22 protein-coding genes are annotated in these 25,304 nt (G+C 54.6%); 15 read left to right on the forward strand and 7 right to left on the reverse strand.

The window, feature by feature from the left end:
- Nucleotides 1-4: 4 nt before the first annotated feature.
- Nucleotides 5-1,111 carry a GIY-YIG nuclease family protein gene (locus MKX63_RS05875; protein WP_341015889.1) on the reverse strand — a complete coding sequence of 369 codons (1,107 nt, stop codon included), beginning with the start codon at nucleotides 1,109-1,111 and terminating at the stop codon, nucleotides 5-7.
- A gap of 206 nt (nucleotides 1,112-1,317) precedes the next feature.
- Here MKX63_RS05875 and MKX63_RS05880 point away from each other — a divergent pair, with 206 nt between their 5' ends.
- The 11 genes from MKX63_RS05880 to MKX63_RS05930 all read left to right on the forward strand — a co-directional run bounded on the left by MKX63_RS05880 (nucleotide 1,318) and on the right by MKX63_RS05930 (nucleotide 11,785).
- The gene (locus MKX63_RS05880; RefSeq protein WP_341015890.1) at nucleotides 1,318-2,139 is read left to right on the forward strand and encodes a MerR family transcriptional regulator; all 822 of its coding nucleotides are present in this window, start codon (nucleotides 1,318-1,320) and stop codon (nucleotides 2,137-2,139) included.
- Between the two features lie 140 nt (nucleotides 2,140-2,279).
- Nucleotides 2,280-4,271: an FAD-dependent oxidoreductase gene (locus MKX63_RS05885; protein WP_341015891.1), complete on the forward strand. Its 1,992-nt coding sequence runs from the start codon at nucleotides 2,280-2,282 to the stop codon at nucleotides 4,269-4,271.
- A gap of 76 nt (nucleotides 4,272-4,347) precedes the next feature.
- Nucleotides 4,348-4,893, forward strand: coding sequence for a hypothetical protein (locus MKX63_RS05890; protein ID WP_341015892.1), 546 nt, complete (start codon nucleotides 4,348-4,350; stop codon nucleotides 4,891-4,893).
- Between the two features lie 164 nt (nucleotides 4,894-5,057).
- The gene (locus MKX63_RS05895; RefSeq protein WP_341015893.1) at nucleotides 5,058-6,479 is read left to right on the forward strand and encodes a hypothetical protein; all 1,422 of its coding nucleotides are present in this window, start codon (nucleotides 5,058-5,060) and stop codon (nucleotides 6,477-6,479) included.
- 95 nt (nucleotides 6,480-6,574) lie between these two features.
- Nucleotides 6,575-6,856, forward strand: a complete 282-nt coding sequence (locus MKX63_RS05900; protein ID WP_341015895.1) for a hypothetical protein — start codon at nucleotides 6,575-6,577, stop codon at nucleotides 6,854-6,856.
- A gap of 161 nt (nucleotides 6,857-7,017) precedes the next feature.
- The gene (locus MKX63_RS05905; RefSeq protein ID WP_341015896.1) at nucleotides 7,018-7,866 is read left to right on the forward strand and encodes an EcsC family protein; all 849 of its coding nucleotides are present in this window, start codon (nucleotides 7,018-7,020) and stop codon (nucleotides 7,864-7,866) included.
- A gap of 47 nt (nucleotides 7,867-7,913) precedes the next feature.
- Nucleotides 7,914-9,098, forward strand: coding sequence for a nitric oxide synthase oxygenase (locus tag MKX63_RS05910; protein ID WP_341015897.1), 1,185 nt, complete (start codon nucleotides 7,914-7,916; stop codon nucleotides 9,096-9,098).
- A gap of 53 nt (nucleotides 9,099-9,151) precedes the next feature.
- Nucleotides 9,152-9,700 (forward strand): TetR/AcrR family transcriptional regulator, encoded by a 549-nt coding sequence (locus tag MKX63_RS05915; protein WP_341015898.1) that lies wholly within the window; start codon nucleotides 9,152-9,154, stop codon nucleotides 9,698-9,700.
- 124 nt (nucleotides 9,701-9,824) lie between these two features.
- The gene (locus tag MKX63_RS05920) at nucleotides 9,825-10,181 is read left to right on the forward strand and encodes a nucleotide excision repair endonuclease (RefSeq protein WP_036722768.1); all 357 of its coding nucleotides are present in this window, start codon (nucleotides 9,825-9,827) and stop codon (nucleotides 10,179-10,181) included.
- A gap of 194 nt (nucleotides 10,182-10,375) precedes the next feature.
- Nucleotides 10,376-11,464 (forward strand): 23S rRNA (adenine(2503)-C(2))-methyltransferase RlmN, encoded by a 1,089-nt coding sequence (gene rlmN, locus MKX63_RS05925; protein ID WP_341015899.1) that lies wholly within the window; start codon nucleotides 10,376-10,378, stop codon nucleotides 11,462-11,464.
- A 33-nt stretch (nucleotides 11,465-11,497) separates the two neighbouring features.
- A complete protein-coding gene (locus MKX63_RS05930; RefSeq protein ID WP_341015900.1) occupies nucleotides 11,498-11,785 on the forward strand; it encodes a DUF6509 family protein in 288 nt (95 codons plus the stop codon).
- Nucleotides 11,786-12,181: 396 nt separating this feature from the next.
- Here MKX63_RS05930 and tnpC read toward each other — a convergent pair whose 3' ends face one another.
- From tnpC to MKX63_RS05950, 4 genes are all read right to left on the reverse strand, one after another.
- Nucleotides 12,182-13,669 (reverse strand): IS66 family transposase, encoded by a 1,488-nt coding sequence (gene tnpC / locus MKX63_RS05935; RefSeq protein ID WP_341014754.1) that lies wholly within the window; start codon nucleotides 13,667-13,669, stop codon nucleotides 12,182-12,184.
- A 286-nt stretch (nucleotides 13,670-13,955) separates the two neighbouring features.
- Nucleotides 13,956-14,708 (reverse strand): esterase family protein, encoded by a 753-nt coding sequence (locus MKX63_RS05940; protein ID WP_341015902.1) that lies wholly within the window; start codon nucleotides 14,706-14,708, stop codon nucleotides 13,956-13,958.
- Between the two features lie 13 nt (nucleotides 14,709-14,721).
- Nucleotides 14,722-15,891, reverse strand: coding sequence for an ATP-grasp domain-containing protein (locus MKX63_RS05945; protein ID WP_341015903.1), 1,170 nt, complete (start codon nucleotides 15,889-15,891; stop codon nucleotides 14,722-14,724).
- A 96-nt stretch (nucleotides 15,892-15,987) separates the two neighbouring features.
- Entirely contained in the window at nucleotides 15,988-16,419 is a 432-nt protein-coding gene (locus MKX63_RS05950; protein ID WP_341015904.1) for a MarR family winged helix-turn-helix transcriptional regulator, read from the reverse strand.
- 295 nt (nucleotides 16,420-16,714) lie between these two features.
- Here MKX63_RS05950 and MKX63_RS05955 point away from each other — a divergent pair, with 295 nt between their 5' ends.
- The 4 genes from MKX63_RS05955 (at nucleotide 16,715) to MKX63_RS05970 (ending at nucleotide 20,251) form a co-directional block, all read left to right on the forward strand.
- Entirely contained in the window at nucleotides 16,715-18,112 is a 1,398-nt protein-coding gene (locus MKX63_RS05955; protein ID WP_341015905.1) for an MDR family MFS transporter, read from the forward strand.
- 116 nt (nucleotides 18,113-18,228) lie between these two features.
- On the forward strand, nucleotides 18,229-18,711 hold the full coding sequence (greA, locus tag MKX63_RS05960; protein WP_341015906.1) for a transcription elongation factor GreA: 483 nt from the start codon (nucleotides 18,229-18,231) through the stop codon (nucleotides 18,709-18,711).
- 175 nt (nucleotides 18,712-18,886) lie between these two features.
- Nucleotides 18,887-19,813: an AEC family transporter gene (locus tag MKX63_RS05965; protein WP_341015907.1), complete on the forward strand. Its 927-nt coding sequence runs from the start codon at nucleotides 18,887-18,889 to the stop codon at nucleotides 19,811-19,813.
- Between the two features lie 39 nt (nucleotides 19,814-19,852).
- Complete coding sequence (locus MKX63_RS05970) at nucleotides 19,853-20,251, forward strand: hypothetical protein (RefSeq protein ID WP_341015908.1); 399 nt, start codon at nucleotides 19,853-19,855, stop codon at nucleotides 20,249-20,251.
- 307 nt (nucleotides 20,252-20,558) lie between these two features.
- On the opposite strand, the gene MKX63_RS05975 is transcribed toward MKX63_RS05970, so the two are convergent.
- The gene (locus tag MKX63_RS05975) at nucleotides 20,559-21,734 is read right to left on the reverse strand and encodes an ATP-binding response regulator (RefSeq protein WP_341015909.1); all 1,176 of its coding nucleotides are present in this window, start codon (nucleotides 21,732-21,734) and stop codon (nucleotides 20,559-20,561) included.
- Between the two features lie 8 nt (nucleotides 21,735-21,742).
- On the reverse strand, nucleotides 21,743-25,264 hold the full coding sequence (locus MKX63_RS05980) for a response regulator (RefSeq protein WP_341015910.1): 3,522 nt from the start codon (nucleotides 25,262-25,264) through the stop codon (nucleotides 21,743-21,745).
- Nucleotides 25,265-25,304 lie beyond the last annotated feature (40 nt).

The raw sequence follows: 25,304 nt of genomic DNA on the forward strand, positions 1-25,304 counted from the left end.
ATTACTACATATCCAAGACAGATGACTGAACCAATTCCGCTATCCCTTCCTCTAACCAGCTCACTCCATCATCCTCCAGCCACTCCGGCGGGACGAGCAGATAATGGCTGGAGCTGCTCTTCAGGTAGCTGTAGATGATCTGGGCCTCGTCGATCTTGTGACGGCTCATCTCTTCTGTAGCGGCGGCGGTCTGGCTGCTGCTGCGGAAGACCTCCCGGGCGGATGCCGCGATCATCCCGGTAATCTGCCCTTCGTTCAGCGCGTCTCTTGCCAGCAGAGTACGGTAGAGAATCACGCTGCCCTTAATCAGGATCAGCTTATGGGACTGTTCGTCCACCGGCTCCAGCACGATAATATTCTTGTTCGCTCCGGTGAATTCAATCACCTGCTCCTTCTGCAGCAGCGAGTGGACGGCTCCCAGATAATCGCGGAATTTGGCGGCGGTCTCGAAGTCGAACCGCAGCGCAGCGTCCTCCATCCGGGATTCCAGTCCGGCTACAATTCCGCTGCCCTTGCCTTCCAGCAAGCAGATCATCTCGTCTATGACGGCTTCATACTGCGCCACAGCTGCCTCCCCGCCTCCGCACATGCCGATACATAAGCCCAGCGAATGGTTCAGGCAGCGGGAGCTGCGGGCATGGGGACTGCTGCACAGAATGCGCTGTGATTCCTTGATGCCCAGCACCGCTCTCTCCACCGTACTCCGGCTGGTATAAGGGCCATACACGAGGCTGCCCGCCTCTGTACTTGGCTCGTAGCCTATCTCAATCTGCCGGTAAGGCGCCTTGTCCACGATGGAAATATAGCTGTAGGCGAGCGGATTCTTCATTTTGCGGTTATACATCGGCTTGATCTCTTTGATCAGCTGGCATTCCAGCATGAAGGCCTCCAGCTCTGTATCGGTCAGCCGGTAGTCCAGATCGCGGATATGCTTAACCAGCTGCTTCACCTTGGGCGAATGCCCCTTATTATTATAAAAATAAGACTGGACCCGCTTTCTCAGCTGCTTCGCCTTGCCGACATAAATCACATGACCCAGGCCGTCCTTCATCAGGTATACGCCAGGCGTCAAGGGCAGTCCGGCGACTTTGTCTGTTAACTGTGCGGACATGGCAGCCGCCTCCGTTCGTCAATTTCTTCCGTATCCTTCAAGTATAGACCATGCCGCCTCCACCTGCGACAGGAAAAGCTCTTCCCGGTCCTCCGGCGGAAGGCGGTGTGACATAATCCACAATGTCTCCCGGCCAAACCCTCTATCATTAACGACATGAACCATAGGCATGAGCGTATGCGATCAAGTAAGCTGGGGGGCTGCTGATGAAGTATTCGATCGGTGAATTTGCATCCATTCTTGGAGTGACGGCAGATACACTGCGCTTATATGAGAAACATGATATTGTCCGGCCGATGAAGGATCATCATAATAACTACAGGTATTTCAACGATCTGGATGCACGGAATCTATTGACGAGCAGATGGTACCGGAGCATGCAGATTCCGCTTCAGGATGTAGCCGGGCTGATTAAGGACGCGCCGTGTGAGCAAGTGATGGGGTCAATTGCCGCTGCGGGTATGCAGCTGGAGGAGGAGATCCGGCGCAGCACACTGCTGCTCGGCAAGATTCAGGAGATTCAGGCGGAGCTGGCGCAGGTCAGCGCATCCCTATATACATGCAAGATGAAGCAGGTGCCGGGCATGTACCGGATTCAGCAGACGAACAAGAATCATTTGCTGCAAAAGGAGGAGCTTAAAGACACCGTCCAGGCGTGGATGGAGCTGCTGCCGTTCACCTTCTACTCCTTCCGGGTTGGGAATAAGGCAAGCGAATGTGTCTGTGGATTAGGGCAGCTGGAGTATAGCTGGGGACTTGGCCTGCTTGCGGAGGATCAGGTGAAGCTCGGGGTCTGCTTGAATGATGGCGTGGAGTATTTGGAGCCTGCGGTCTGCATCTCTGCTGTCATTGTCAGCGGCCAGGAGGATTACCTGGAGCGGGATGCCTTCGGGTTCATGCTGGACTACGTGCAGGCGCAGAATTATAAGATTAGCGGGGACATCAGCGGTAAAATTCTGTTCACCGAGCGCACGGGTAACGGCAGCAAAACGTATCTGGAGATTAACATTCCGGTAGAAACGGAATAGCATCTGCTCCACTTTGAGAAAAATTTCACATAATGTTCATTGACCTTGGTACAGTACCAAGGTTTACACTTTGTGCGGTAGTCAGCAGTCCTATTAGAGAGAGAAAAGGGGCTGCATTAACCGCACAGGGGGAGAAATGGATGCGTAAGCAAGCAACAAAACAGGTTTTTCTATTCACTGTATGTCTGGTATTGGTCCTGTCGCTCCTAAGCGGCTGCAGCGGTAACAATTCCGCCGCACCGGCAGCTTCAGAGCAGCCGTCCGCTTCACCGCAGGCGTCACAGCCAGCGGATACAAGTGCTGTACCGGCAGGCTTCAAAGCGGGAACCTATAAAGCAGAGGCTGAAGGCAAGGACGGCAAGATTCAGGTTGAGGTCACTCTTGACGATAAGTCGGTCATTACCGGAATCAATGTGGTCAGCCAGAATGAAACCGCCGGAATCGGAGTAGAGGCGATCAACAAGGTCAAGGAGGAGATTCTATCCGGCCAGACCCTGAATATTGATGCTGTTAGCGGGGCGTCCGAGTCCAGCAAGGCGATTCTGACCGCTGTGGAGGATGCGCTTAAGCAGGCGGGCGGCAATGTGGAGGCTTTTAAAACGAAGGCTGTAGTGAAATCGGGAGAAGGCAAGACCGAGCAGCTGTCGGCAGATGTTGTCGTTGTGGGAGCAGGTGCTTCGGGTGTATCAGCAGCGGTATCAGCGGCGGATAAGGGCGCGAAGGTCATTCTGATCGAGAAAACAGCGACGATCGGCGGCGCGAGCAACCTGTCTTGGGCGGGCAAATTCTACAACTCCTCTGCCGCGCTAAGCAGCGGGCTGAAAGTAGAAGTCGAGAAGGAGATTGCTGACTGGATCGTGAACAATCACTGGCGCGTGGATGCTGCGGCAATCCGCCAGTACGTCACGAAGTCGGGCGAGACCTATGACTGGCTGACCGGCAAGGGTTACACCACGACCTTCCTGAACTTCGCCGGGGAACAGCTCCATATGCTGCCCCCTTATGAGACCCGCCAGGAGCTGCTGCGCAAGATGCTTGCAGCATCCGTAGAGAAGGGCGGCGGACAGGTGATCACGGAGGCCATCGCCCAGAAGCTGATGACTGGCGCTAATGGAGAGGTTACCGGAGTCGTGGCCAAGAAGTCTGACGGAACAACCCTGGAGATTGCAGGAGCGAGCGTTGTGATGGCTACCGGAGGATATGCCGGGAATAAAGAGATGGTTAAGGAAGCTTTTGGCTTCGAAGGCGTGAACGGCGGGCTTGGGCAGAACATCGGCGAAGGGCTCAAGATGTCCTGGGAGATCGGCGCGAAGGTGCCGGACAACTTCGGCGGGCAGATGCTGCACCAGACGCTGGCGAGAGCTACAGACAAGCTGAAGACGGAGTACGAGCCGTTTGAAGCGAGCTATCCGATGATGCTGTCTTACCTGCCGACCCTGATGAATGTCGGCCCTTCGGGCGCGAGATTCAGAGATGAGGCGGCGACGCTTACAGCGGTTGCGGCAGCGAATACCAGTGCTTTTAACGGAGCATATCATCTGGTTATTGTCTCGCAGGCGCAGCTGGATGCGCTTAAGACGAAGGGAATGAAGGGGCTTCAGGCGCCTAAGCTGCCGGGTATGCCGCCGGAATTCTATGCCTCCTATAAAGACAAGTTCACACTGGACCAGCCTTGGAAGGATGCGGATAAAGTCTTCGAATCCATGGTAGCCAGCGGCGACGGCTTCAAGGGCAATACGCTGGAAGAGCTGGCGAAGAATGCAGGGATGGACCCTGAAGTGTTCACCGCTGATTTCAAGCTCTATGAGGAAGCAGCGAAGACAGGCACCGATACGGAGTTCGGCAAGGCGAAGGAATATCTGGTTCCGATGGGTAGCAGCGGACCATATTACGCCGTTATAGCCGAGATTAACAACCTCTGTTCAGTAGGCGGTCTGCTGGTCAATACCAAGTTCCAGGTGCTGAATGATAAGCGTCTGCCGGTCAAAGGGCTGTATGCCGTGGGTGTAGAGTCTGAAGGGGTGTTATTCAATGATACCTATGTAGGCAACGGCGTTGGACTGGGTTACTCCTTCACCTCCGGGCGGCTCGGCGGCGAGGATGCGGCTGCGGGCGCATTGGCTAGGGAATAGCCCTTTATAAGTAATTTTCCTCTTTTTGCCGATAAAGAGTTGTCCTGAACTTTACGCGCGAGAAGAGGAACGTTCGATGTATATTCCCATATCACGAATCAACGCCGCTTCGCTGACCCGCTCACCGCAACAGGCGGAGCACGCTTCCGCCGGGCGCTCTTCGCTCAGCTTCCCGGAGATGATGGCGGCTGTGGGAGCGGCAATTGAAGATCAGGCACGCAGAATCAAGGCAAGGTACGGCCTGTCAGTCCGCATTATGGCGGTAGCCAAAGAAGGCAGCAAGGGGAAGAAGGCGGATGCAGGAGAGCGGAGGGATCAGCGGGAGCTTGTAATCGCTCCTAATATTCTGCAGCAGATGAGCAAAGATCCTGTGATGCAGCGTAGGGTATATGGCTATCTTGACGAGTATGTGCGCGGGCCGCACCCCTCGCCCGGCCATAGCCTGATCATTCACAGGGACGGCACCTCCACTCTTCTTCCTGCCGCCGCAAGACCGGCAGCAGTGCAGGAGATTACCCATCTACATACCGGGCAACCGGAAATCGCGGGCAGCTTATACGATCAGGACATGCTGAAGCAGCTCGCGTTCCTCCGGGCCAGGAGAGCAGGCAGGCACCGGTAAGAGAGTGTAATCCGCAAATAAGATCCCTGAATCCATGTGATGTGGAGGCGGGGGTCTTTTTGTGCTGCTGGCATGCGTGTCCCTAAGGCGAACAATGGCCCATCCTGCTGCATAGCATATAGCACCTGCTTGCTATTTGTAAGTGGAAAGGGGGCGCGTGGCTAATGGGTATCCAGCTTACTGCGATTCATTGGGTGTATCTGGTGTTTATTGTGTTCATTCTGGCGCTGCTGATCAGGCGGCGTGATACAACCATGATCTGTGTGACCGGGATTCTGGCGCTCGGGCTGCTGGCAACGGCGACGCTCAGCGGGTCGGTGTCAGGGATCTTTAACTCTTTTGTCTATGCGACTAAGGAGCTGCTCGGCACCATAATGATTATCTCTATTATCGTGGCGATGAGCCGGATTCTGATTATAACGGGCATCAACGAGACGATGGTGTCTCCGCTTACCCGGTTCCTGCGCACACCGGCGATGGCCTACTGGGGAATCGGGCTGATTATGATGGTGACCTCGTTCTTCTTCTGGCCGTCGCCTGCCGTAGCGCTGGTCGGGGCGGTTCTGCTGCCCGTGGCCATCCGGGTCGGCCTGCCTGCGCTGGGCGCAGCGGTAGCGATGAATCTGTTCGGGCACGGGATCGCCCTCTCCGGCGATTATATTATTCAAGGTGCTCCCAAGCTGACAGCGGATGCCGCCGGCCTTCCGGTGTCCAGCGTAATGCAGGCCAGTATCCCGCTGGTTGTTGTTATGGGTCTTGTCACGACGGTGAGCGCATTCTGGATGATGAAGCGGGACCAGAAGAACGGCACATGGAGAGACGGCCTGGTCTCTTCCCCGGGAACAGCAGAGCCTTTGGCTGAGTCAGGGACGGGTGAAGACCAGCCAGTCCTCCTGAGTGACCGTCTGCGCAAAGGGCTGGCGATCGCCATTCCGCTGCTCTTCCTGCTGGATGTGGCCGGCATGTTCGTGCTTCACCTGCAAGGCGGCGATGCTACCGCGCTGGTCGGGGGAACCGCCGTGCTGATCCTTATTGTCATTACCCTTCTGGCCCATCGCGGCCAGGGGCAGGGGCTGGAGAAGATCACCGCCTATCTCATAGAAGGCTTCACCTTCGGCTTCAAGGTCTTCGGGCCGGTCATCCCGATTGCCGCCTTCTTCTATCTGGGCGACGCTGCCTTCACCGAGCTGTACGGCAAGGTGCTGCCGGACGGCTCGCACGGCATCGTGAACGACCTGGGCGTGGCCCTGGCGAATCACGTGCCGCTGAACGGGGCTGCATCCGCCGTAACGCTGACGGTGATCGGCGCGATCACCGGCCTCGACGGCTCCGGGTTCTCCGGCATCTCGCTGGCCGGCTCGATTGCCGGGCTGTTCGCCGCCGCGATCCATTCCGGCGCAGCGACGCTGACCGCCCTTGGGCAGGTGGCCGCCATCTGGGTGGGCGGCGGCACCCTGATCCCGTGGGCGCTCATTCCCGCCGCTGCGATCTGCGGCGTCAGCCCGTTCGAGCTGGCCCGGCGCAATCTGAAGCCGGTCCTGCTGGGTCTTACGGCCATGACGATTGTCGCCATGTTCCTGGTGTAGGCGATTCTGTGCCAGGACCGGAACCTCCGCATAAGATTGCGCTCTCCAATCCATCCTAGAGAGGAACCGAAACCGTGATGAGGGGGAAGGATCTTATGAAGCATTACGAATCCAGTCTGCGCACCAACAGTACGGTTGATCAGGCGCATGATGCGGTGACGAAGCTGCACAACGCTGTAACTCAGGCTTCGAGTCATCCGACCGGGCAGATGTTGGAGCAGGCAGAGAACAGCCTGGAGCACGCTGAAGAAGCTGTACGCCATGCCCCGGAAGGTTCGGTCGGCAGACAAGGGGTAGATCTGGTCCAAGAGCGGCTGGAGGAAGAGAAGCACAGATTGTCTTCGATGGATAGGCAGGTTGGCGGGTCCCAGGATTAAAGCCTGACACAGGCTATGTTGAACAGGCATTCCCGGAGTTGATCCGGGGTGCCTGTTTGCTTTTAATGGTACCCAAGGGAAGAATGGAGGGCCCTTGCAATCATTTGCTGTGAAATAGGTTATAAGGTAATGACGAGATCATTCAGGGGAGGCACATACCTATGCCAGAAGCGGATAACACTGATTCATGGAGCCCTCCGGAGACACCGGAGATGCTGTATGCCGCGCTTAAGGAGATTACCAAGTGGGAGAAGGAGCAGAACAGGCTGATGATCTGGGACCGGATTACCCGGCTGCCGTTCAAGCTGCTGGATGCAATCACGCCAAAGGTGATCCACGATAAGGTAGGCCGGCTGCTCGATGAACTGGGCGGCTACATCCAGAACGGTGGCAATTATCTGGTGGCCGGGCGCAAGGTGGGCAAGCTGATGGAAGAGACAAGCCGGGCGGCGGGGGCTCCGGAAGACGGGCCGTTCCCGCTGGCTGTGATGGATGAAGTGGCACAGAAGCTCGCGGGGCGAAGCCGGAATACGGCTACGGCCCAAGGGGCGACGACGGGATTCGGCGGGATTTTCACGCTGGCTGCCGATATTCCTGCTGTCCTGGGCCTTTCCTTGAAGGCGATCCAGGAGATCGGCCTCTGTTATGGCTACGATCCGACCGATAAGGCGGAGCGGATCTTCACCGTGAAGGTGATGCAGTTCGCCTCCTCCGATGTAGTGGGGAAGCGCACGCTGCTGAAGGAGCTGAATCTGCAGGCAGGCGGGGACGGCAATATTCTGGCCGCAACCAAGGAGACCGTCTCCAGGATTCAGGGCTGGAAGGAGGTAGTGACCGTATACCGCGACAATTGGGGCTGGAAAAAACTGCTCCAGACCGTTCCGGTCGCTGGTATGTTCTTCGGCGCTTACCTCAACCGGAAGACATTGGAGGAGGTCACGGAGGCTGCGCGGATGCTCTACCGCAAAAGACGGATTATCTCCAGACTGGCAGAGCTGGAGCAGAGATGATACGCTGAGGGTACTGATGCAGGGAACGCATGGATAGGAGAGAGAAGATGGAACACACAGTCTCACGGCATAACACTCAGGAGTTGATCGGGCAGGCCGAGTCCTTCATTACGGCCTGCTATCAGGAGCTGGGGTTAACAGAGGGTGAACGGGATCAACGTCTGGCAGACATACGGGAAGAGGTGCAGCGCACAGGTACATACAGGCATACAGGAGAAGAGCTGGCACACGGGGCAAGGATGGCCTGGCGCCATAACAGCCGCTGCATCGGAAGACTATTCTGGCATTCCTTAGATGTGATTGACGCCCGCGGAGCAGAGACTGTAGAAGAGGTGGCGGAGGCGCTGCTGCATCATATGGAGCATGCGAATAACGGCGGCCGGATCCGGCCGGTCATTACCGTCTTCCGCAGTGAAGAGGAGCAAGGCCGTACCATCCGGATCTGGAATCATCAGCTCATCCGCTATGCCGGTTATCCCGGGGACCGGGAGCATCCGCGTGCCGGTGATCCGGCTTCGGATGAATTCACCGCCGTCTGCCTTAAGCTGGGCTGGCAGGGCACGGGCGGGGATTTCGATATTCTGCCGCTCGTGATCAGCATCGGCGGTGAGGAACCCCGCTGCTTCCCTATTCCGGCAGGACTTGTACAGGAGGTGCCGCTCAGCCACCCGGAGATCCCGCAATTCACGGAGCTGGGCCTGCGCTGGTATTCCGTTCCGATCATCTCGGACATGTGCCTGGAGATCGGCGGCATCCGTTACCCGGCAGCGCCCTTCAACGGCTGGTATATGGAGACGGAGATCGGCTCGCGGAATTTCGGCGATGCGGACCGCTACAACCGCCTGCCTGCGGTGGCAGACCTGCTGGGCCTGGACCGCTCCACTAATACCTCGTTGTGGAAGGACCGGGCGCTGCTGGAACTGAACCGTGCCGTCCTCCATTCCTTCAAGCAGGCGGGGGTCAGCATTGTGGACCATCATACAGCCGCAGATCAATTCGTCCGCTTCCAGGAACAGGAACAGCAGCAGGGAAGGGAAGTGTCAGGCAAGTGGGGCTGGCTGATTCCGCCGATGTCGCCTTCCTCTACACCGATCTGGAATGACAACAAGCTGCGTGATTTGCAGCTAAGCCCGCGCTTCGTCTACCGGAAGAAGCAACAGGCGGACTCTGGGCAGCATGAAGCTGCGGAAGCGAAGGGATGTCCTTTCCATCAGTCCATCAAAAGTGATTGATCAATAACCAATCAGTGCGGGAGCGGATGCTTCGGCATAAGGGGGAAGCCTATATGAATAAGCAATCCGCAAAGATCCGTTCACAGGGAGATGAGACCCTTACTGTGAATCGCCGGGAGCAGATCTTGGAGGCGGCGGTGATTGTTTTTGCCGAGTATGGCTACTACCGGGCAACAACCGCTCAGGTGGCGGAGAAGGTGGGAATCTCCCAGCCGTACATCTTCAAGCTGTTTAAGAACAAGGAGGAGTTGTTCTTAGCTGCACTGGAGCGTGCGTTTGAACGGATTCTCCTTACTTTTGCCGGATTTCGCGCCCCCAAAAAACAAATGCTAGCCGAAGCGATCCAGTTATATGAACAGCTGATGGACACTCATCCGAACGAGCTGATTCTGCAGGTGCAGGCAAGCGGCATCCGGGATGAAGCGATCCGGCAGGCCATGCAGGCTGGAATGCAGGAGGTAACCGGTCTGATGGAGAGTAAGTTCACCGCTGCCGGGTTTGCGCACCCTGAGGTGAAGGTGAGTACCTTCCTGGCTAACTCTATGCTGTGCAATATGGCTCTTACGCTGGGCATGCCGGAATTGAAGCCGAAGCGCAAGTAACTTATGAGCAGGAGAGTACAAGGGTAGTGACTGGCCAATCACCGTTATTCCAAGATAGAAATAGTCACGTTTCCCATTCTGTGATACTATTTATTTCTATATCCAATTGAGGAAGTGAAGCTTAATGATCAGCATTACCATTCCGTCACCGGAAGTTATTATTTACAAGCAAGCTAACCCTGAGCTGAGCCATATTTACGGATTCACCGATTTCCACCTGATTACCCGCGAGGCCGGCGGCATCTTCATGTTCTACAATGATCAGGACGAGCTGTTGTTTGTGGGCAAGGCCCGCAAGCTGAGACCGCGGATCAAGAAGCATTTCGAGGACAATGTATCTGTGATGAAGCCCCACCGTGATGAGGTTACCCGCATTGAAGTCTGCCTTGTCGAAGATCCGGTGGACAGAGAGATTTATGAGACCTACATTGTGAACAAGCTTCGCGCGAAATACAATGTCGAGAAGGTTTTGTATAAATAAGGTTTGACAGAAAAGGCGTGGTCCCTGCGGACTGCGCTTTTTTATGTTTTCCCTGCTCCAAGCGCCCAACTCCACAGCGTTTCCTCTTGTTTTAATAAACGAAATTTGAGACAATAAGGTATTGTTGCTGCTAATGTCCCTGTCAAGGTAGAATAGATAGATTGAACTTTAATGTTTTGAAAAGAGGATATGAAATGAATAAAGAATCCATTTATGGATTGACTTTGGAACAGTTGACGGCATGGCTGCTGGAGCATGGCCACAAGAAATCCCGGGCCACTGCGGTCTGGGAATGGCTGTACCGCAAGCGGATCACCAGCTTCGCTGAGATGGACGGAATGAATCAGGAATGCATAGAGCTGCTGGAACAGAATTATGTGTTTCAGACGATGGAAGAGCATGTGAAGCAGGAATCAGCCGACGGTACGGTGAAGTTCCTCTTCCGCCTCCATGACGGCAACCTGATAGAGACCGTGCTGATGCGGCAGAAATACGGCTTATCCGTATGTGTCACTACTCAGGTCGGCTGTAACATCGGGTGCAGCTTCTGTGCAAGCGGGCTGCTGGCGAAGAGCCGGGACCTGACCAGCGGCGAGATCGTGGAGCAGATTATGAAGGTTCAGCATTATTTGGATCAGGCCGGCCACGGCCAGAAGGTCACCCATGTCGTGGTTATGGGGATTGGCGAGCCGTTCGATAACTTCCGGCATCTGCTGAACTTCCTGACTACCATCAAGGATCACAAGGGTCTGGCGATTGCCGGCAAAGGAATCACTGTATCCACCAGCGGCCTGGCGGACAAAATCAGAGAATTCGCTGATGCTAATATGCAGGTCAATCTGGCGATCTCGCTGCATGCCCCGAATAATGAGCTGCGGACACAGATTATGAAGATTAACCGGGCCATTCCTATAGAGAAATTAATGCCGGCGATTGATTACTATCTGGAGAAGACGAACCGGAGAATCACGCTGGAGTATATCCTGCTGAAGGATATCAATGACCGCGAGGAGCATGCGCTGGAGCTGGCCGAGTTAATCGGAGACCGCCGCCAGCTGGCGAACGTCAACCTGATTCCTTATAATCCTGTGGATGAGCATAGCCAGTATCAGCGGAGCGAGCGGGAGTCTGTGCGTGCGTTCTTCGATACGCTGAAGAAGCAGGGCGTCAGCGTCAGCACCCGGCTTGAGCAGGGCGTCGATATTGATGCGGCCTGCGGGCAGCTGCGCAGCAAGCAGATCAAGAAGACCAAAGGCAAAGCCGCAGATACTGTGTTACAATAATCTGGCAGTGAATTGAGAAATGAGGAATGCAACTTGTTGACATTTACAAGCTACACCGTGGAGAACGTAAGAGATCCATTTAATATCCTAAGCGGCAAGCGGTATGAGTTCGTCGTGAATATTGATGTGCCGGAGGATGATGAGCTGTACGTGGAGAACGGCGTGTCCGCCCGCGTGATTGTCAAAGTGGAAGAAGAGCAGACAAGCATGGTCAGCTACGATCTGCTGGAGACCTCCTCAGGCCAGCTGCTCGATTTCGATATGGAAGACGATGAGGAAGCCGCGCTGCTTCAGTTCTGTACGGAGCATGTTCCTGTATAGGACAAGGCGATAATGGTCTCAAGAAAAAGGAACTGCTGATTTCATCAGTTCCTTTTTTGTGCTTGTATAGGAAACTATAGTTTCCTCGTGTTGAATGATTCGCAGAGTACTTAGTTGCTGAATGTGGCTGAGGGTAGCTGCGAGGAGCAAGAGTGAACTTGGTATGCTGAAAAACGAGTACCATCGGTTGCTAAAGCAGCGTATGGCCGGAATGTATGTGAAAAACAGCATACATTGTACTCGGATGCAGGCATATGGCCCGAATATATGTGAAAAACAGCATACATTGTGCTCACATGTAGGCATATGGCTCGAATGTATGTGAAAAACAGTATATATTGTGATCACATGCAGGCATATGGCCCGAATGTATGTGAAAAACAGTTACTACTTAGGTCACTTCAAAACAGGGTTACCGAAAAAAGCAAGAGATAGCGAGGAAAGGACAGGGAGTTGTTGTTTAATGTAGGTGGAGACGACGCTCCGTAAGCGGGCAAACCATTGCGCCGCGGCTTCGGTACGAAAAGAACCGGAGACTTTTTGCTTGACCTTGACCATTCGGAGATCACGTTCGGCTTGGTTGTTATCAAAGGGAATCTCGGGACACCAAAGAAACTTGAGAATCGCCTCTTTGTGAACCTCAAAGCGTTCTCCCAAGTTGCCGGCCCTGCTCTTAATGGCACGACCTTTTTTACACGTTTTCGCCCGTACCCAGTCTTTCGACCATTCCCCTTCGCCCGTTTGGAGAATCGCGTCATATCGTTCACGAAACGATTGAATGACCTCTGTCGCCAAAGGAATCCCTGCTTGACGGGAACGCAGCGCCTGGGCCCAGCCCTCCGTCAGCAGATCCTTCATCTGCTTCGCCCACTGATGTCCGTCGTGCTCGGCAATCCCTATGCATTCCCGGAGCAAATGGGCATTACACAAGGCATGGGAATAGCTATGCCTCTCATTAAAATATCCTTTCATGCAGTCATGGACGACGGTTCCCGTATAAGTAGGTAAAAAACCGATGTCTTTCATCGCGGGAGCTCCCCGTTTGGCGTGCAGCTGGAGCAAGGTATACGTTTCGTCAGACATGACGTGCATCCACTGGGTCCGTCCGTCAACCCGGCACCCGGTTTCATCCGCATGGACTTTGACTTTCTGATGTAACTGGGTACGGATATGCTCTTCGATGGGAGCGAAACGGTCATGGGCGGTCTCTAAAAAGGAAAGCAAGGTACCTTCGCTGGGCCGATACGTGGTCCAGTCCTCGAAGAGCTGAGCCATCCGCTGAAGCGGAAGAAAGTGAAAGGCATGCAAATAGACCGTCCACGCCGCCATCCGGGGGCCATATTGGGCCGGAGCAGTGATGTGGGACGGGAAGGCTGCACGCTGGACTTTTTGGCAACAAGCGCAGTAGCGTTGCTCGGCACGAAACTCGGTGGTCCAGATGCGAGACACAGGAAGGTCGAATTCTTGACGCCGTTCTTCCCCCACACAAGGAGCACCTGCGAGCGAGCCCAAACAGTCCGGACAGGTGGTTAATTCGCAGACCACGACTTCGTCGGGATTGTCGATAACGTGGAGCGTCGTCCCAGGATGGCCTTTCGGTGCGCCTTTGGGACCACCAGGGGTTCGCAGATTGGGAGGCTTGCGAAGCCCGTCACTAGATGGAGGTTTGCTGCTGTTATGACTCTTCTGCTGGAGTTGCCGTTCCAACTCATGCACGCGTTTTTTCAGCGATTGAATCTCTTTCGCCTGGGTGTCAACGATTTGTTGAAGGCGCTGATTCTGTTCGGTCAAGGCCCGATTTTGGTCGAGGAGCATCTGGATGAAGCCTGCAATTTCAGGATCCCCTTTACTGATCTGAAGGACTTGCTGTGGGCTAACATCCATACCTCATTCACCTCCCGGGTTTTGTCTTTTTCTTTCGACAGGGGAGAGTAAAACTCCTTTCCGAAAGTGGAATAGTGTGGATGTTTTTTCATGGAGACCTAAGTAGTAACGAAAAACAGCATACATTGCGGTGGCGCGTAGGTAATCCGGTAGGATGATTTTATTCAAATATAAGAATGTATAGGTTTCACGCTATACATTCTTATATTTCTCGCTGAAACGGTACCATCCTTCAAAAGGACGGCAAAGCAGTTTCCAGTTGAAATGAATTCGCGTTCAAGCTTCACTAGCCCAGGCAGCCTTCCACATAATAATGAATCTGCTTGTTCCACCAAGGCCAGTCATGGCTGACATCATGGCCCCAGTAGTCGATCCGGGCCGGAATGCCCTTCTGCCCCAGCACCTCCTGAAGCAGCCGGGTCTCATGAAGCATCTCGTCCTCATACGCCCCTTGACCGACACAGACGATGATGTTGCTGCTGCGGTACTGGTTCAGATAATGCTCATCCGTCAGCCCCGGCAGATAATGCAGCGGTGAATTAAGATAGACATTCCCGCTCATATAGTCACCGAAGAAGTGGTAGGTGGAGTAGACGCCGCTCAGGGCGATCAAGGTATCGAAATAGTGCGGATAACGGAAAAAGAAGCTGGCGCTGTAATAAGCGCCCATCGAGCAGCCGGAGATCAGAATGCGCTGGTCGGTCCCGCCGTTACTGCGTTTGCTCCCATGGAGGATGCCTGGAATCAGCTCATGCGCAATATATTTGTCATACTGTTCATGACGGTGGATCCGGTCCTCATTGTTCCAGTGGGTGGAGAAGAAGGTTTCCTCATCCAGACTGTCACAGGCCCAGATCTGCAGCTTGCCCGCTTCAATGAAGGACGAGAGCGTATCGATCATGCCCGAATCCTCATATTGATAAAAGCGTCCAAGCGAGGTGGGGAAAACGAGCATTGGTTTGCCGGCGTGGCCGTATATTTTATACTCCATGTCTCTGCCCAGGTTGTGGCTGTACTCCTTATGGTAGCTTATCCTCATCCGTTAACACATCCTATCCCTCTTCTTGTTGAATATAGCCTCTAATGTCTCTGACCTCCGAAAGCTCGGGGGAACGGAACTGATAAGCGCGGTTGCCCATTGCTCTGCTGAAGACCTCTTCAATCTCGTCATAATTGACAATCTTCCCGCCGAATTCACGGTAGATGTCCTCATGGCTGTGAGCGTAATGCTTATGATTCTTGCGGCTGGCATAGCCGGTATAATATTTGCCTTCGTACGGACCGCCGACCTCATTATGCACGACCATGCTGGCCCATTCCTTATACACATTGACATCATAGGCGAAGTTAATCGCATCAGTCATCCAGGCACCGGGCGGACGCATATTCACTTCCAGGGCAATAATCCGGCCATCCTTGTGCGATTTGAACAGCTCGATATGGAAGAACCGTTCCCGGATGTCAAAAGCCTGCAAAATGCTCCGGCCCGCCTCCTCGACCTCCGGGCTGATCTCCCGCAGACAGAAGTAGTAGAGGTGATTGTCCGTATTGACGACATCCATCACACTGTTCTCGAACAGGTGGCTGACCGCGAAGCGTACATTCCCGTCCCGGTCCACCAGGCCGTCATAGGTGAGGATAACCCCGTCTATGAATTCCTCAATAATGAAGGCAACATTCTCCGGCTTCGTGTCAAAAAAGTGCTGGAGCTCCTCTTCGTTATTGATCTTATACGTATTACTGGCCCCGGAGCCAAGATCGGGCTTCACCACCAGCGGGAAGCCGGCGCTCTGGATGAAGCTCTCGACGCTCTCACGCGTTGTGCCGGTGGAGAACTGGACGGTGCTTACCCCGCTTTTGCGAAAAAATTCCTTCATCTTGGACTTCTGCTTCAGGTTATGGACGAAATCCGACTTGGTGCCGTAGATGTTAAAGTCCGTACGGATCGCGGCATCCTGCTCCAGCCAGTATTCATTCAGTGACTCGAAGCGGTCAATCTTGCCGTATTTATGGGTGAAATAGCCGACAGCCCGCAGAATCTCCTCATAGCTCTCCAGATTGCTTACCTTATAATATTCGGTCAGTGCCGATTTCAGCTTGTCCTCCAGCTGGTCATAGGCTGCATCGCCGATCCCGAGCACGTTGGCCCCCTGCTCCTGCAGATGCGTACAGAATTCAGCGCTGTTCTTGGGGAAATGCGGGGAAAAGAAAATAAAGTTCATGCAGACCGGCCCCTTTGACTAAAATATAATTCCGAGTTGTTTTGTATGATTAATTCAATCTACCAGCTTCGCCAGCATCCGTCAATCCTCTTCGTGCTATTTTTGCTGCAGGCTACGGTTGAGCCGGGCGAGCAGTTCGCTGAAGAGTCCGCAGTCCTCCGGGGACCAGTCCCCAAAGATCTCTCCATAGCGTGCAAGCCGGATGTCCCGGGCCTCGGCGAAGGTCTGTGCACCAAGCGCAGTAAGCTGAAAATAGCTGGAGCGCCCGTCCAGCGGATCAGGCACCCGTTCCACATAGTTCTTCGCCTCCAGGACACTTGTCTGCCTGCTGATGGTAGAGGTGTCAAGGCCGAATTGTTCAGCAAGCGCCTTAACGCCTACCTTGTCGTGCATCGACAAATGGTGGAGCAGGGTATACGAGGAGCGGTCCAGCCCGCCATGCTTCTTATCCAGCGAGCCGTGGCGGATCAGCGTAATCAGCTCCTGATTCAGAGCTTCGAGGTGCTTGTCCTTCTGTTCATCAGCCATAGTTAGATTCCGTCCTTTACTGGTAACTTTGTCATATGTATCCCTAGTATAATTGATAATACCGGCCTTATGCTAAGGCTGCCTGAGATTCTTGCCTCATTTTGAAAGACTCATGAAATAAGTCACATTGACTTTCAAACACATAGTTGTATAATACACATATATTAAGTTGATTGTATCATACACCTATATGAAGGTGAACCGCAAAATAGAGGAGAGAGCGCCCTTGAGCAGTCCGGCGGCAAAACATTCATCATTCTGGCTGATCATTCTGGCCATTTTTTTCGGTAATTTCATGGCTATTCTCAGTACAACCACCATTAACGTAGCGTTCCCGGTCTTCTTGAAGGACTTTCACGCCGGGATCAGCACTGTACAATGGATGATTACCGGCTATCTGCTGGCTACCGGCGTCATTGCGCCTGTGGTGGGTTATTTCGGGGATAAATGGAGCTATAAGGTTCTCTACGTATTCGCCCTGTCGGGCTTCACCTTGTTCTCGGCACTGTGTACGGTGGCCTGGAATATTCACTCACTCATTACCTTCCGCATTATCCAGGGAATATTCGGCGGCCTGATCATCCCTACCACCATGACGATGATTTATCAGTTTATCGACAAAGAAAAGCAGGCCTTCGCCATGAGCCTCTGGAGCCTGTCCTCGATGCTGGCGCCTGCCTTCGGCCCGACACTCGGCGGCTGGCTGACCGGATATTTCGGCTGGAAATCGCTGTTCGTGATCAATCTGCCGATTGGCCTGATCGCCATTGGCGTAGCTCTGAAATGTCTGCCGCTTCAGCGGCAGGCTGCAAGCGGCAAACGCTTCGATCTGCCGGGCTTCGTCACCGTCATTCTGAGCAGCGCCTTCATTATTCTGGCCTTCAATAAAGGGGGCGCCTGGGGCTGGACATCTTGGAATACCCTGACCCTGCTACTGGTTGGGGCGGCGGCCTTAACGTATTTCATCCGCAGAGAGCTGTCGCTCCAGGAGCCGCTGCTGAATCTGAAGGTATTCAGGCAGAGCCGGTTCACCTACAGCCTGATCATCAACTGTATTATTACCGTTGCGTTATACTCGGGCACCTTCCTGATTCCGGTCTTCCTGCAGGATATCCAGCAGTCCACCCCGCTGAAGACCGCGCTGGTGCTGTTGCCGGGCTCCATCGTGATGGCCGTTCTGTCACCGGTGGTCGGTAAGCTGTACTCCCGGATTGGACCGTTCTGGTTGATTTTGGGCGGCATTCTGCTGCTAAGCGCCTCGACCTGGGAGCTTGCCCACATCACGCTGGCCGTGACTCATACCCGTGTGGCCGTGCTTATGGCGGTGCGCAATGTCGGCATTGCGCTGTCCTTCATGCCGGTGACCAATGCCGGTATGTCGGCAGTGCCAAGAGCCATTACCGGCCATGCCTCCTCCGTAACCAACTGGGTCCGCCAGGCTACAGGTGCCTTGTCCATTGCCGTATTCAGCTCGCTGCTCGCCTCCAGATCGCTGGCCCATCAGCAGGAGCTGGCAGACGGGACGTCCCAGGCAGCGGGTTCTTTGCTGAAGGCGCAGGGGATGACGATGGGCGTACAGGATATTTTCCTGATCGCTACGGCAGTGGGGCTGCTGGCTATTCCGATGACCTTCCTCCTGAGAGGCAGTAGCGGCAAGCCGGCAGCTGCCACTGCTCCGCAGGTGGAGGCTTGAAGCCGTGACTGTGCCGTAAATACTCCTTTATCATGCGTAATAGCGCTTTCTCTTCGCATGTTGGGCGAATATGAGTTAGAATACTATAAAGCGAGCAAATAATAGGAGTTGTATACATGTCTAATAATGACGAAGTATTTTTGACTAAAGAAGGCTTGGCCAAGCTGGAGGAAGAGCTGAGGGAACTCAAGGGAGCAGGGCGCAAGGAGCTTGCAGCCCGGCTTAAGCTGGCGATCAGCTACGGCGATCTGAAGGAGAACAGTGAATACCACTCTGCCAAGGAGGATCAATCCTTCATGGAGACCCGCATTATGATTCTGGAGAAGATGCTGATCAAGGCGCAGATCGTGGATGCCAGCACTATGGATCTCAGTACAGTCAGTGTAGGCTGCATCGTGACGCTGAATGATGTGGAGTACTCGGAGAAGATTGAATATCGAGTGGTCGGACCGGCGGAAGCCGATGTGCTGGACAACAAGATTTCCTACGAGAGCCCGCTCGGCAAAGAGCTGATCGGCAAAAAGGTAGGCGATATCATCAGCGTCAACGCCCCGATGGGGATCATCAAATACGAGCTGCTGGAGATCAAAATGCTGTAAACCGAAGACCTAACCGGAATCCCGTGGCCCTTAATTGAAGGGTGCGGGATTTTTTGTGGAGAATGACTGGTGCTCATAGGCAATTGCTATCAAGGATATTGCTTCCTTGTCTTAGACGCTCCCTGCCAAGGAGGGTTATAGTAGAAATAACTAATACATAGAGGAGTCCTGGCTTGTGATTCAGACTGTACTCACGACACTTGTTGAGGTCATCGTACCGCTGTCCATTCCGGTGGCCGCCGGAGCGCTGCTTGGACGGTATAAGCAGCTCGATACGAAGCCTCTGCTGACGCTGTACCTGTATTTTCTCAGTCCGGCCATTATTCTCGACACACTGGCTACGGCGGATATCTCCTTCGATGATGTCTATAAGACACTCTCATTCTCGCTGCTGAACCTGTTCCTCTTATGGGGTGTGGCGACGCTGATCGGCAAAATTCTTAAGCTGGCTCCGCCGGAGGCCGCCGGTCTTACGCTCATCTCCACCTTCACGAACAGCGTCAATTATGGCCTGCCGCTGGTGCTGCTGGCCTTCGGCCAGCTGGGCCTGGACAAGGCATCGGTCTACGTCATCGCCCAGATGGTGATCGTGAATACGATCGGCGTGTATTTTGCCGCCCGTTCACAGTTCTCTGTACGCAGCGCGTTGAAGTCAGTCTTCTCGCTTCCGGCCATCTACGCCGCCATTCTGGCGCTGCTGCTGCGGGCGCTTGGCCTGCATATGCCGCATGAGCTGGCTTCGGGGGTGTCGATGGTCGCCGGGGCCTATTCGCCGGTTGTGCTGGCGATTCTGGGTGCGCAGATGGTGAAGGTTAGAGCCGCACATACGGAACGCAATGTGCAGCTGGCCTTCTGGACGGGGCTGACCGTCCGGCTGGTGCTGGCTCCGCTGCTGGCCGCGCTGGTGCTGCTCGCCCTGAACATCACAGGCACCCTGTTCTCGGTGCTGCTGATTCTGGCTTCCATGCCGGTGGCTGTCAATTCCGTCGTCCTGGCCGAACGCTTCGGCAGCTCGCCAGCGCTGGTCTCGCGCTGTATCGTCTGGACGACGTTGGCCTCCTTCCTGGTCCTGCCGGTGCTGATTGCGGCGGTGGGGGGATAGGGGGCACCGAATGTAGTCGAAAAACCGATTACAATTGGCGTGGCGGAGGCGTGCGAGCGCAGTGTAATCGAAAAACCGATTACATTTGGCGTGGTGGAGGCGTGCGAGCGGAATGTAATCGAAAAACCGATTACAATTGGCGTGGCGGAGGCGTGCGAGCGGAATGTAGTCGAAAAACCGATTACAATTGGCGTGGCGGAGGCGTGCGAGCGGAATGTAGTCGAAAAACCGATTACAATTGGCGTGGCGGAGGCGTGCGAGCGCAATGTAATCGAAAAACCGATTACAATTGGCGTGGCGGAGGCAAGCGGGGCCGGATGTATGGGAAAAACCGAAAAGAGGGGCAATAACGCCCCTGGAAGTAATTATTCGGACACGGGTACCTCACTCATCAGAGCATGTACATTCCGCTCGACCAACGTTTCATACGATGAGTGAATATTGTCAACCTGGAAATAGAACACCGAGCTGGGATGATCGAACCGCGCGTCTTCAGCAATACTCAACACCATCTGAATTCCGTTACACTCCAAAGGGGTCCAGCGCCTTCCCAAGGATGAGTCTTACTTCGCGCTTGCAGAACAAAGTTCCGCTGGAACAAAGGGAATCTGGAGGTTCCCATCTATAGAGCTCATCCCCTTCCGCGGCTTGTTCATTCCATTCTACAATAAACCTTATTCATAACAAAGAAGCTCCCTCTTCATCATCTGAAGGGGAGCTTCTTGTGTCTTCCGTGGAGTTGGCCTTAGTCCGGCTGGCCTTCAGCGACCTGGATGGTGAAGATGAAGGTAGCTCCGCCCACTACATCAGGCTTAGCATAGATCCTACCGCCCATGAGGTCGACCAGCATTTTGCAGATGGACAGACCGAGTCCGGTGCCGCCGAACTTGCGGTTGATGGTGGCACCGATCTGGGTGAACGGCTGGAACAGATATTTCATCTTGTCCGCCGGAATGCCAATCCCGGTATCTTCGATAATGAACTCCAGCTCCAGCAGCTTGTCCATGACCTGCCGGAGGCGGACATCCACCTTGACGCCGCCGGAATGCGTGAACTTGATGGCATTGCCGATCAGGTTATTCAGTACCTGCCGCAGACGGTTGGGGTCACCGATGAGCAGGGCAGGAATGTCAGGATCAATGGAGGTCTCCAGGGTCAGGCTGCGTTCCCTGGCCAGCGCCCGGAACAGATCAACGGTCTCCTTGAGGCAGGAGTGGAGATTGAAGAGCTCGTAATCCAGCTCCATTTTACCGGATTCGATCTTGGTGAAGTCCAGGATGTGTGTAATGACAGAGACGAGCGCGTGACCGCTGGTATGAATGATCTCGGCCATCTCCTGGTCGTCAGCGGACAGCTCGGAGGAACGAAGCACATCCGACATGGCAATAATCCCGTTCAGCGGGGTGCGGATCTCGTGGCTCATCATGGCGAGGAAGCCGCTCTTAATCCGCAAGGCTACCTCGGCGGTCTCCTTCAGCTCGGTCAGGATGCTGTTGGCGGTCTCCAGCTCCTGCGTTTTGAGCTGCAGCTCCTTGCGGGTCTGGTAGAGACGGACGAAGCCGTCAATCTTGCTTTTTAACACGGTCGGATGGAACGGCTTGGTCAGATAGTCAATCGCGCCGGCCGAGTAGGCCATCATATAATTCTCCAGTTCGGAGGTCAGCGAGGTTAAGAAAATAATAGGGATATCCCGTGATTTCTGACGCATCTTAATCCGCTTCGCCGTTTCAAACCCGTTCATGCCGGGCATGAGCACATCCATAATGATCAGGGCGAATTCCTGCTCCAGCAGGCATTTCAGAGCATCCATGCCGGTGAGGGCATGAACCAGCCGGTAGGGCGACTCCGCCAGCAAAGCCTGAACGGACAGGAACTCGTCTGCCCGGTCATCTACAACCAAAATATTAATCGGATACTCCATGCTGCCTCCTATTGAATCAACCATGATTTGAGCACTCTCACCAGCTGTGTGGTATTAATTGGTTTGGATATATAATCGCTCGCCCCAGCTTCGAGACATTTGACCCGGTCTTCCTCCAGGGCGCGGGCGGTCAGCGCGATAATGACAATCTGATCATAGCCCGGGTTACGCCGGATATGCTCCATCGTCTCGTAGCCGTCCATCTCCGGCATCATGATATCCATGAAGACCAGTTCAATGCCCGGGTGGGTCTCCAGATGCTCCAGGGCTTCTCTGCCATTCTGGGCAAAGCTGATCTCCATATTATAACCTTCCAGCACACTGGATAACGCAAAAATATTACGCATATCATCATCCACAAGCAAAATGCTTTTTCCGGCAAAAGCGGATTCCGGATTATGCAGGTTCTCAATTAAACGCTGCTTATCCAGAGGCAGGTCTGCATGCTTGCGGTGGAGGTACAGGGCTGTATCGTCATAGAGACGTTCCATTGAACGCACGTTCTTGATTACAATACTCTCGGCGTAGTGCTTAAGGCGCTGCTCATCTGTCTTGCTGAGATCCTTGCCTGTATAGATGATCACCGGCAGGGTCTGCAGCTTGCGGTTGGTCTTAACCTGCTCCAGCAGGTCGAAGCCGGAAATATCCGAGAGGCCCAGGTCCAGTACCATACAGTCAAAATGGTGGCTCGCCAGATGTTCCATTGCTTCTCTTCCGGTGCCGACGGCAATAATATTCACATCGGGATGGGCGATGAATTCGACAAGGCTGTTACGCAGAATCTGATTGTCTTCGACAATCAGCAGGCTCTTCACCGGACGGCGGATATAAGTCTCAATCTGGAGGAAGGCTGCCTCCAGCTCCGCATAATCATTCGGCTTCTTCCAGAAGGACAAAGCGCCCATCGACAGGCTCTGCTGGTTCTCTTCAGCTGTTGAGATGACATGCACAGGGATATGCCGCAGCTCCGGCCGGCTCTTCAGGCGGCTGATAATGGACCAGCCGTCCAGAACGGGAAGATGCAGATCCAGCAGGATCGCATCAGGCTTGTAGGCATGGGCCAGGGCAAGTCCCTGATCACCCTGGAAGGCGACGATGGCCTTGAAGCCCCGGCTGCGCGCCAGCTCCAGCAGCCGGGCGGCGAATTCGGCGTCCTCTTCAATGATCAGCAGGGTAATATCCCCGCTTAGCAGATTGCTCCGGTCATCATCCATCTCCGCATATTGCAGCAGCTTCGGATTGGAGATGGAAATGTCGGGCACGAAGGACTCGCGGAAGGCCGGATTCTCGCGGCGGATAGGCTCGGAAGCCGGAATCTCCGGAGAGGCTGCTGCTGAATAGGCTGCGGCAGCAAGGGTCTGGGCGTCCTCTCCCGGTTCCACAGCGGGAATGATCAGCGAGAAGGTGCTGCCCTTGCCCTCCACGGAATCCACCTCAATTCTTCCGCCTAGGAGTGTAGCCAGCTCCCGGCAGATCGTGAGGCCAAGGCCAGTGCCGCCGTATTTGCGGCTGGTGGTGCCGTCCGCCTGCTGGAAGGCCTCGAAGATGCTCTCCAGCTTAGAGGCGGCGATGCCGATACCGGTGTCGCTGACGGCGAAGACGACCTCTTCGCCGCTGGTGCGGATCGACAGGGAGATAGAGCCTTGCTCAGGTGTGAATTTGATAGCGTTGGATAACAGATTATTTAAGACCTGCTGCAATCTGTGACCGTCAGTCATCAGATAATCAGGCAGCCGGTTGTCGGAATGGACATCGAACCGCAGGTTCTTCTTCTTGGCCTGCTGCTCGAAATGGCGGTGGACATGTTTGCTGAGATCCTGCGGGGAGACCGGCTCGATGACAGGGGTCATTTTGCCGACCTCCAGCTTCGCCAGATCAAGAATCTCATCGATCAGCTGCAGGAGATCCTTGCCTGCCGAGAAGATCGTGTGGACGTATTCCAGCTGCTTCGATTCCAGATTGCCGTCCTTGTTCTCAGCCAGAATCTGCGAGAGGATCAGCAGGCTGTTCAGCGGCGTGCGCAGCTCGTGGGAGACATTGGCCAGGAATTCCGATTTGTATTGTGCGGCCATGAAGATCTCCTGAGCTTGAGCCTGGATCTCCTCCTTCTGCTTCTCGGTAAGCTCGACTTGAAGCAGCAGCTGATCATGGGAGGCAGCCAGCTCCTCCTTCTGAATCAGCAGTTCATCGGCCTGAGTCTGCAAGGTATCAGTCTGGGCCAGAAGCTCCTCCGTCTGAGACTGAAGCTCTTCGGTCTGGGCCTGGAGCTGCTCCTTCTGCTCCAGTAATTCACTCGTCTGGGCCTGCAGCTCCTCGGCCTGATCTGCAATCTCGGACTTTTGCAGCTCCGTGATTTGCAGCTGCTTCTGCATATCGCGGTTCGCTGCAGAGATCTCATCGGCTTGGGCCTTGATCTCCATGGTTTGCCGGCGGGAAATCTCCATTTGATTCTGTAATTCCAGATTGGAGGCGTGCAGCTCCTCTGTCTGCTGCCGCAGTTCCTCGGTCTGGGCTTCAATCTCGTCTTTTTGGGCCTCAGTGAGCTTCATTTGCGTCTGGAGCTGCTCATTAGAGGTCAGCAGGCTCTCGGCCTGCACTTCCAGCTCTGTCTTCTGGTCATGTAATTGCTCGGTCTGCATACGGAGCTCCTCGGTCTGAGCCGCCAGCTCTTCGGTCTGGGCCTCAAGCTCCTGCGTCTGGGCCAGCAGTTCCTCGGTCTGAGCTTCCAGTTCATCCTTCTGCAGCTGTGTCTCATTCAGCAGTTCTTCAATTCTGGCGACATCCGCCAGCGTATTTATCAGCACGCCCATGTTCTGCCCGGTTCGTTCAATCAGCTGCATCTCCTTGGGGCTGAACGGGCTTAAGGCAGCCAGCTCCATGACAGCTACAACTTCCTGTTCATGCTTAATAGGAACGATAACCAGCGAGGAAGGCGCAGCTTCTCCCAGGCCGGAGCGGACCTTGATATAATTCTCCGGGAGATCCTCCAGAACGATCATCTGCTCATCCAGTGCGCATTGCCCGACCAGGCCGCTGCCCAGCGGTATGGACTCATGCTGCCCGGCGGTATCATCGAAGGCATAGCCGGCTGCGAAGTTCACCTGCCCCCCCTGCTTCAGATAGATAGCCCCGTAGCTTCCGCCGACAGCGGTAGCCAGCCTGCCGATGAACACACGTGAGGCAGTTTTCAGCTGGACAGAGCCCTGAAGCAGCAGCGCCATCTCTGACACCTGCGTATTAATCCAGGCTTGTTCCTCGGCTCTAAGCCGCAGCTCGCGCTCTTCGGCAGTTCTGTGATGAAGGTCAGACGCCAGCCCGAAAAAGGAAGCCGCCAGCTGCCCGAATTCATCCGTCCGCACAGTAGCCGCCGCCGCAGGGTTAAGACGGTCTGCGGCAATATCCTGCGAGATCTCCATAATGCGCTTCAGGCCGCGGTCTACATTCCGTCCGATACTGTAAAGAAGTCCGATACTGACCAGAATGCCGCCTGAACCTAACCCTGCTGCAATCAGGCGCGAGCCACCCTCCATAAAGAGGATTGATATAGTAATCATACTGCCTAGCAGCAGT

Source organism: Paenibacillus sp. FSL R7-0179 (genome assembly GCF_038002265.1).
In the GTDB taxonomy this organism is placed as follows: domain Bacteria; phylum Bacillota; class Bacilli; order Paenibacillales; family Paenibacillaceae; genus Paenibacillus_AQ.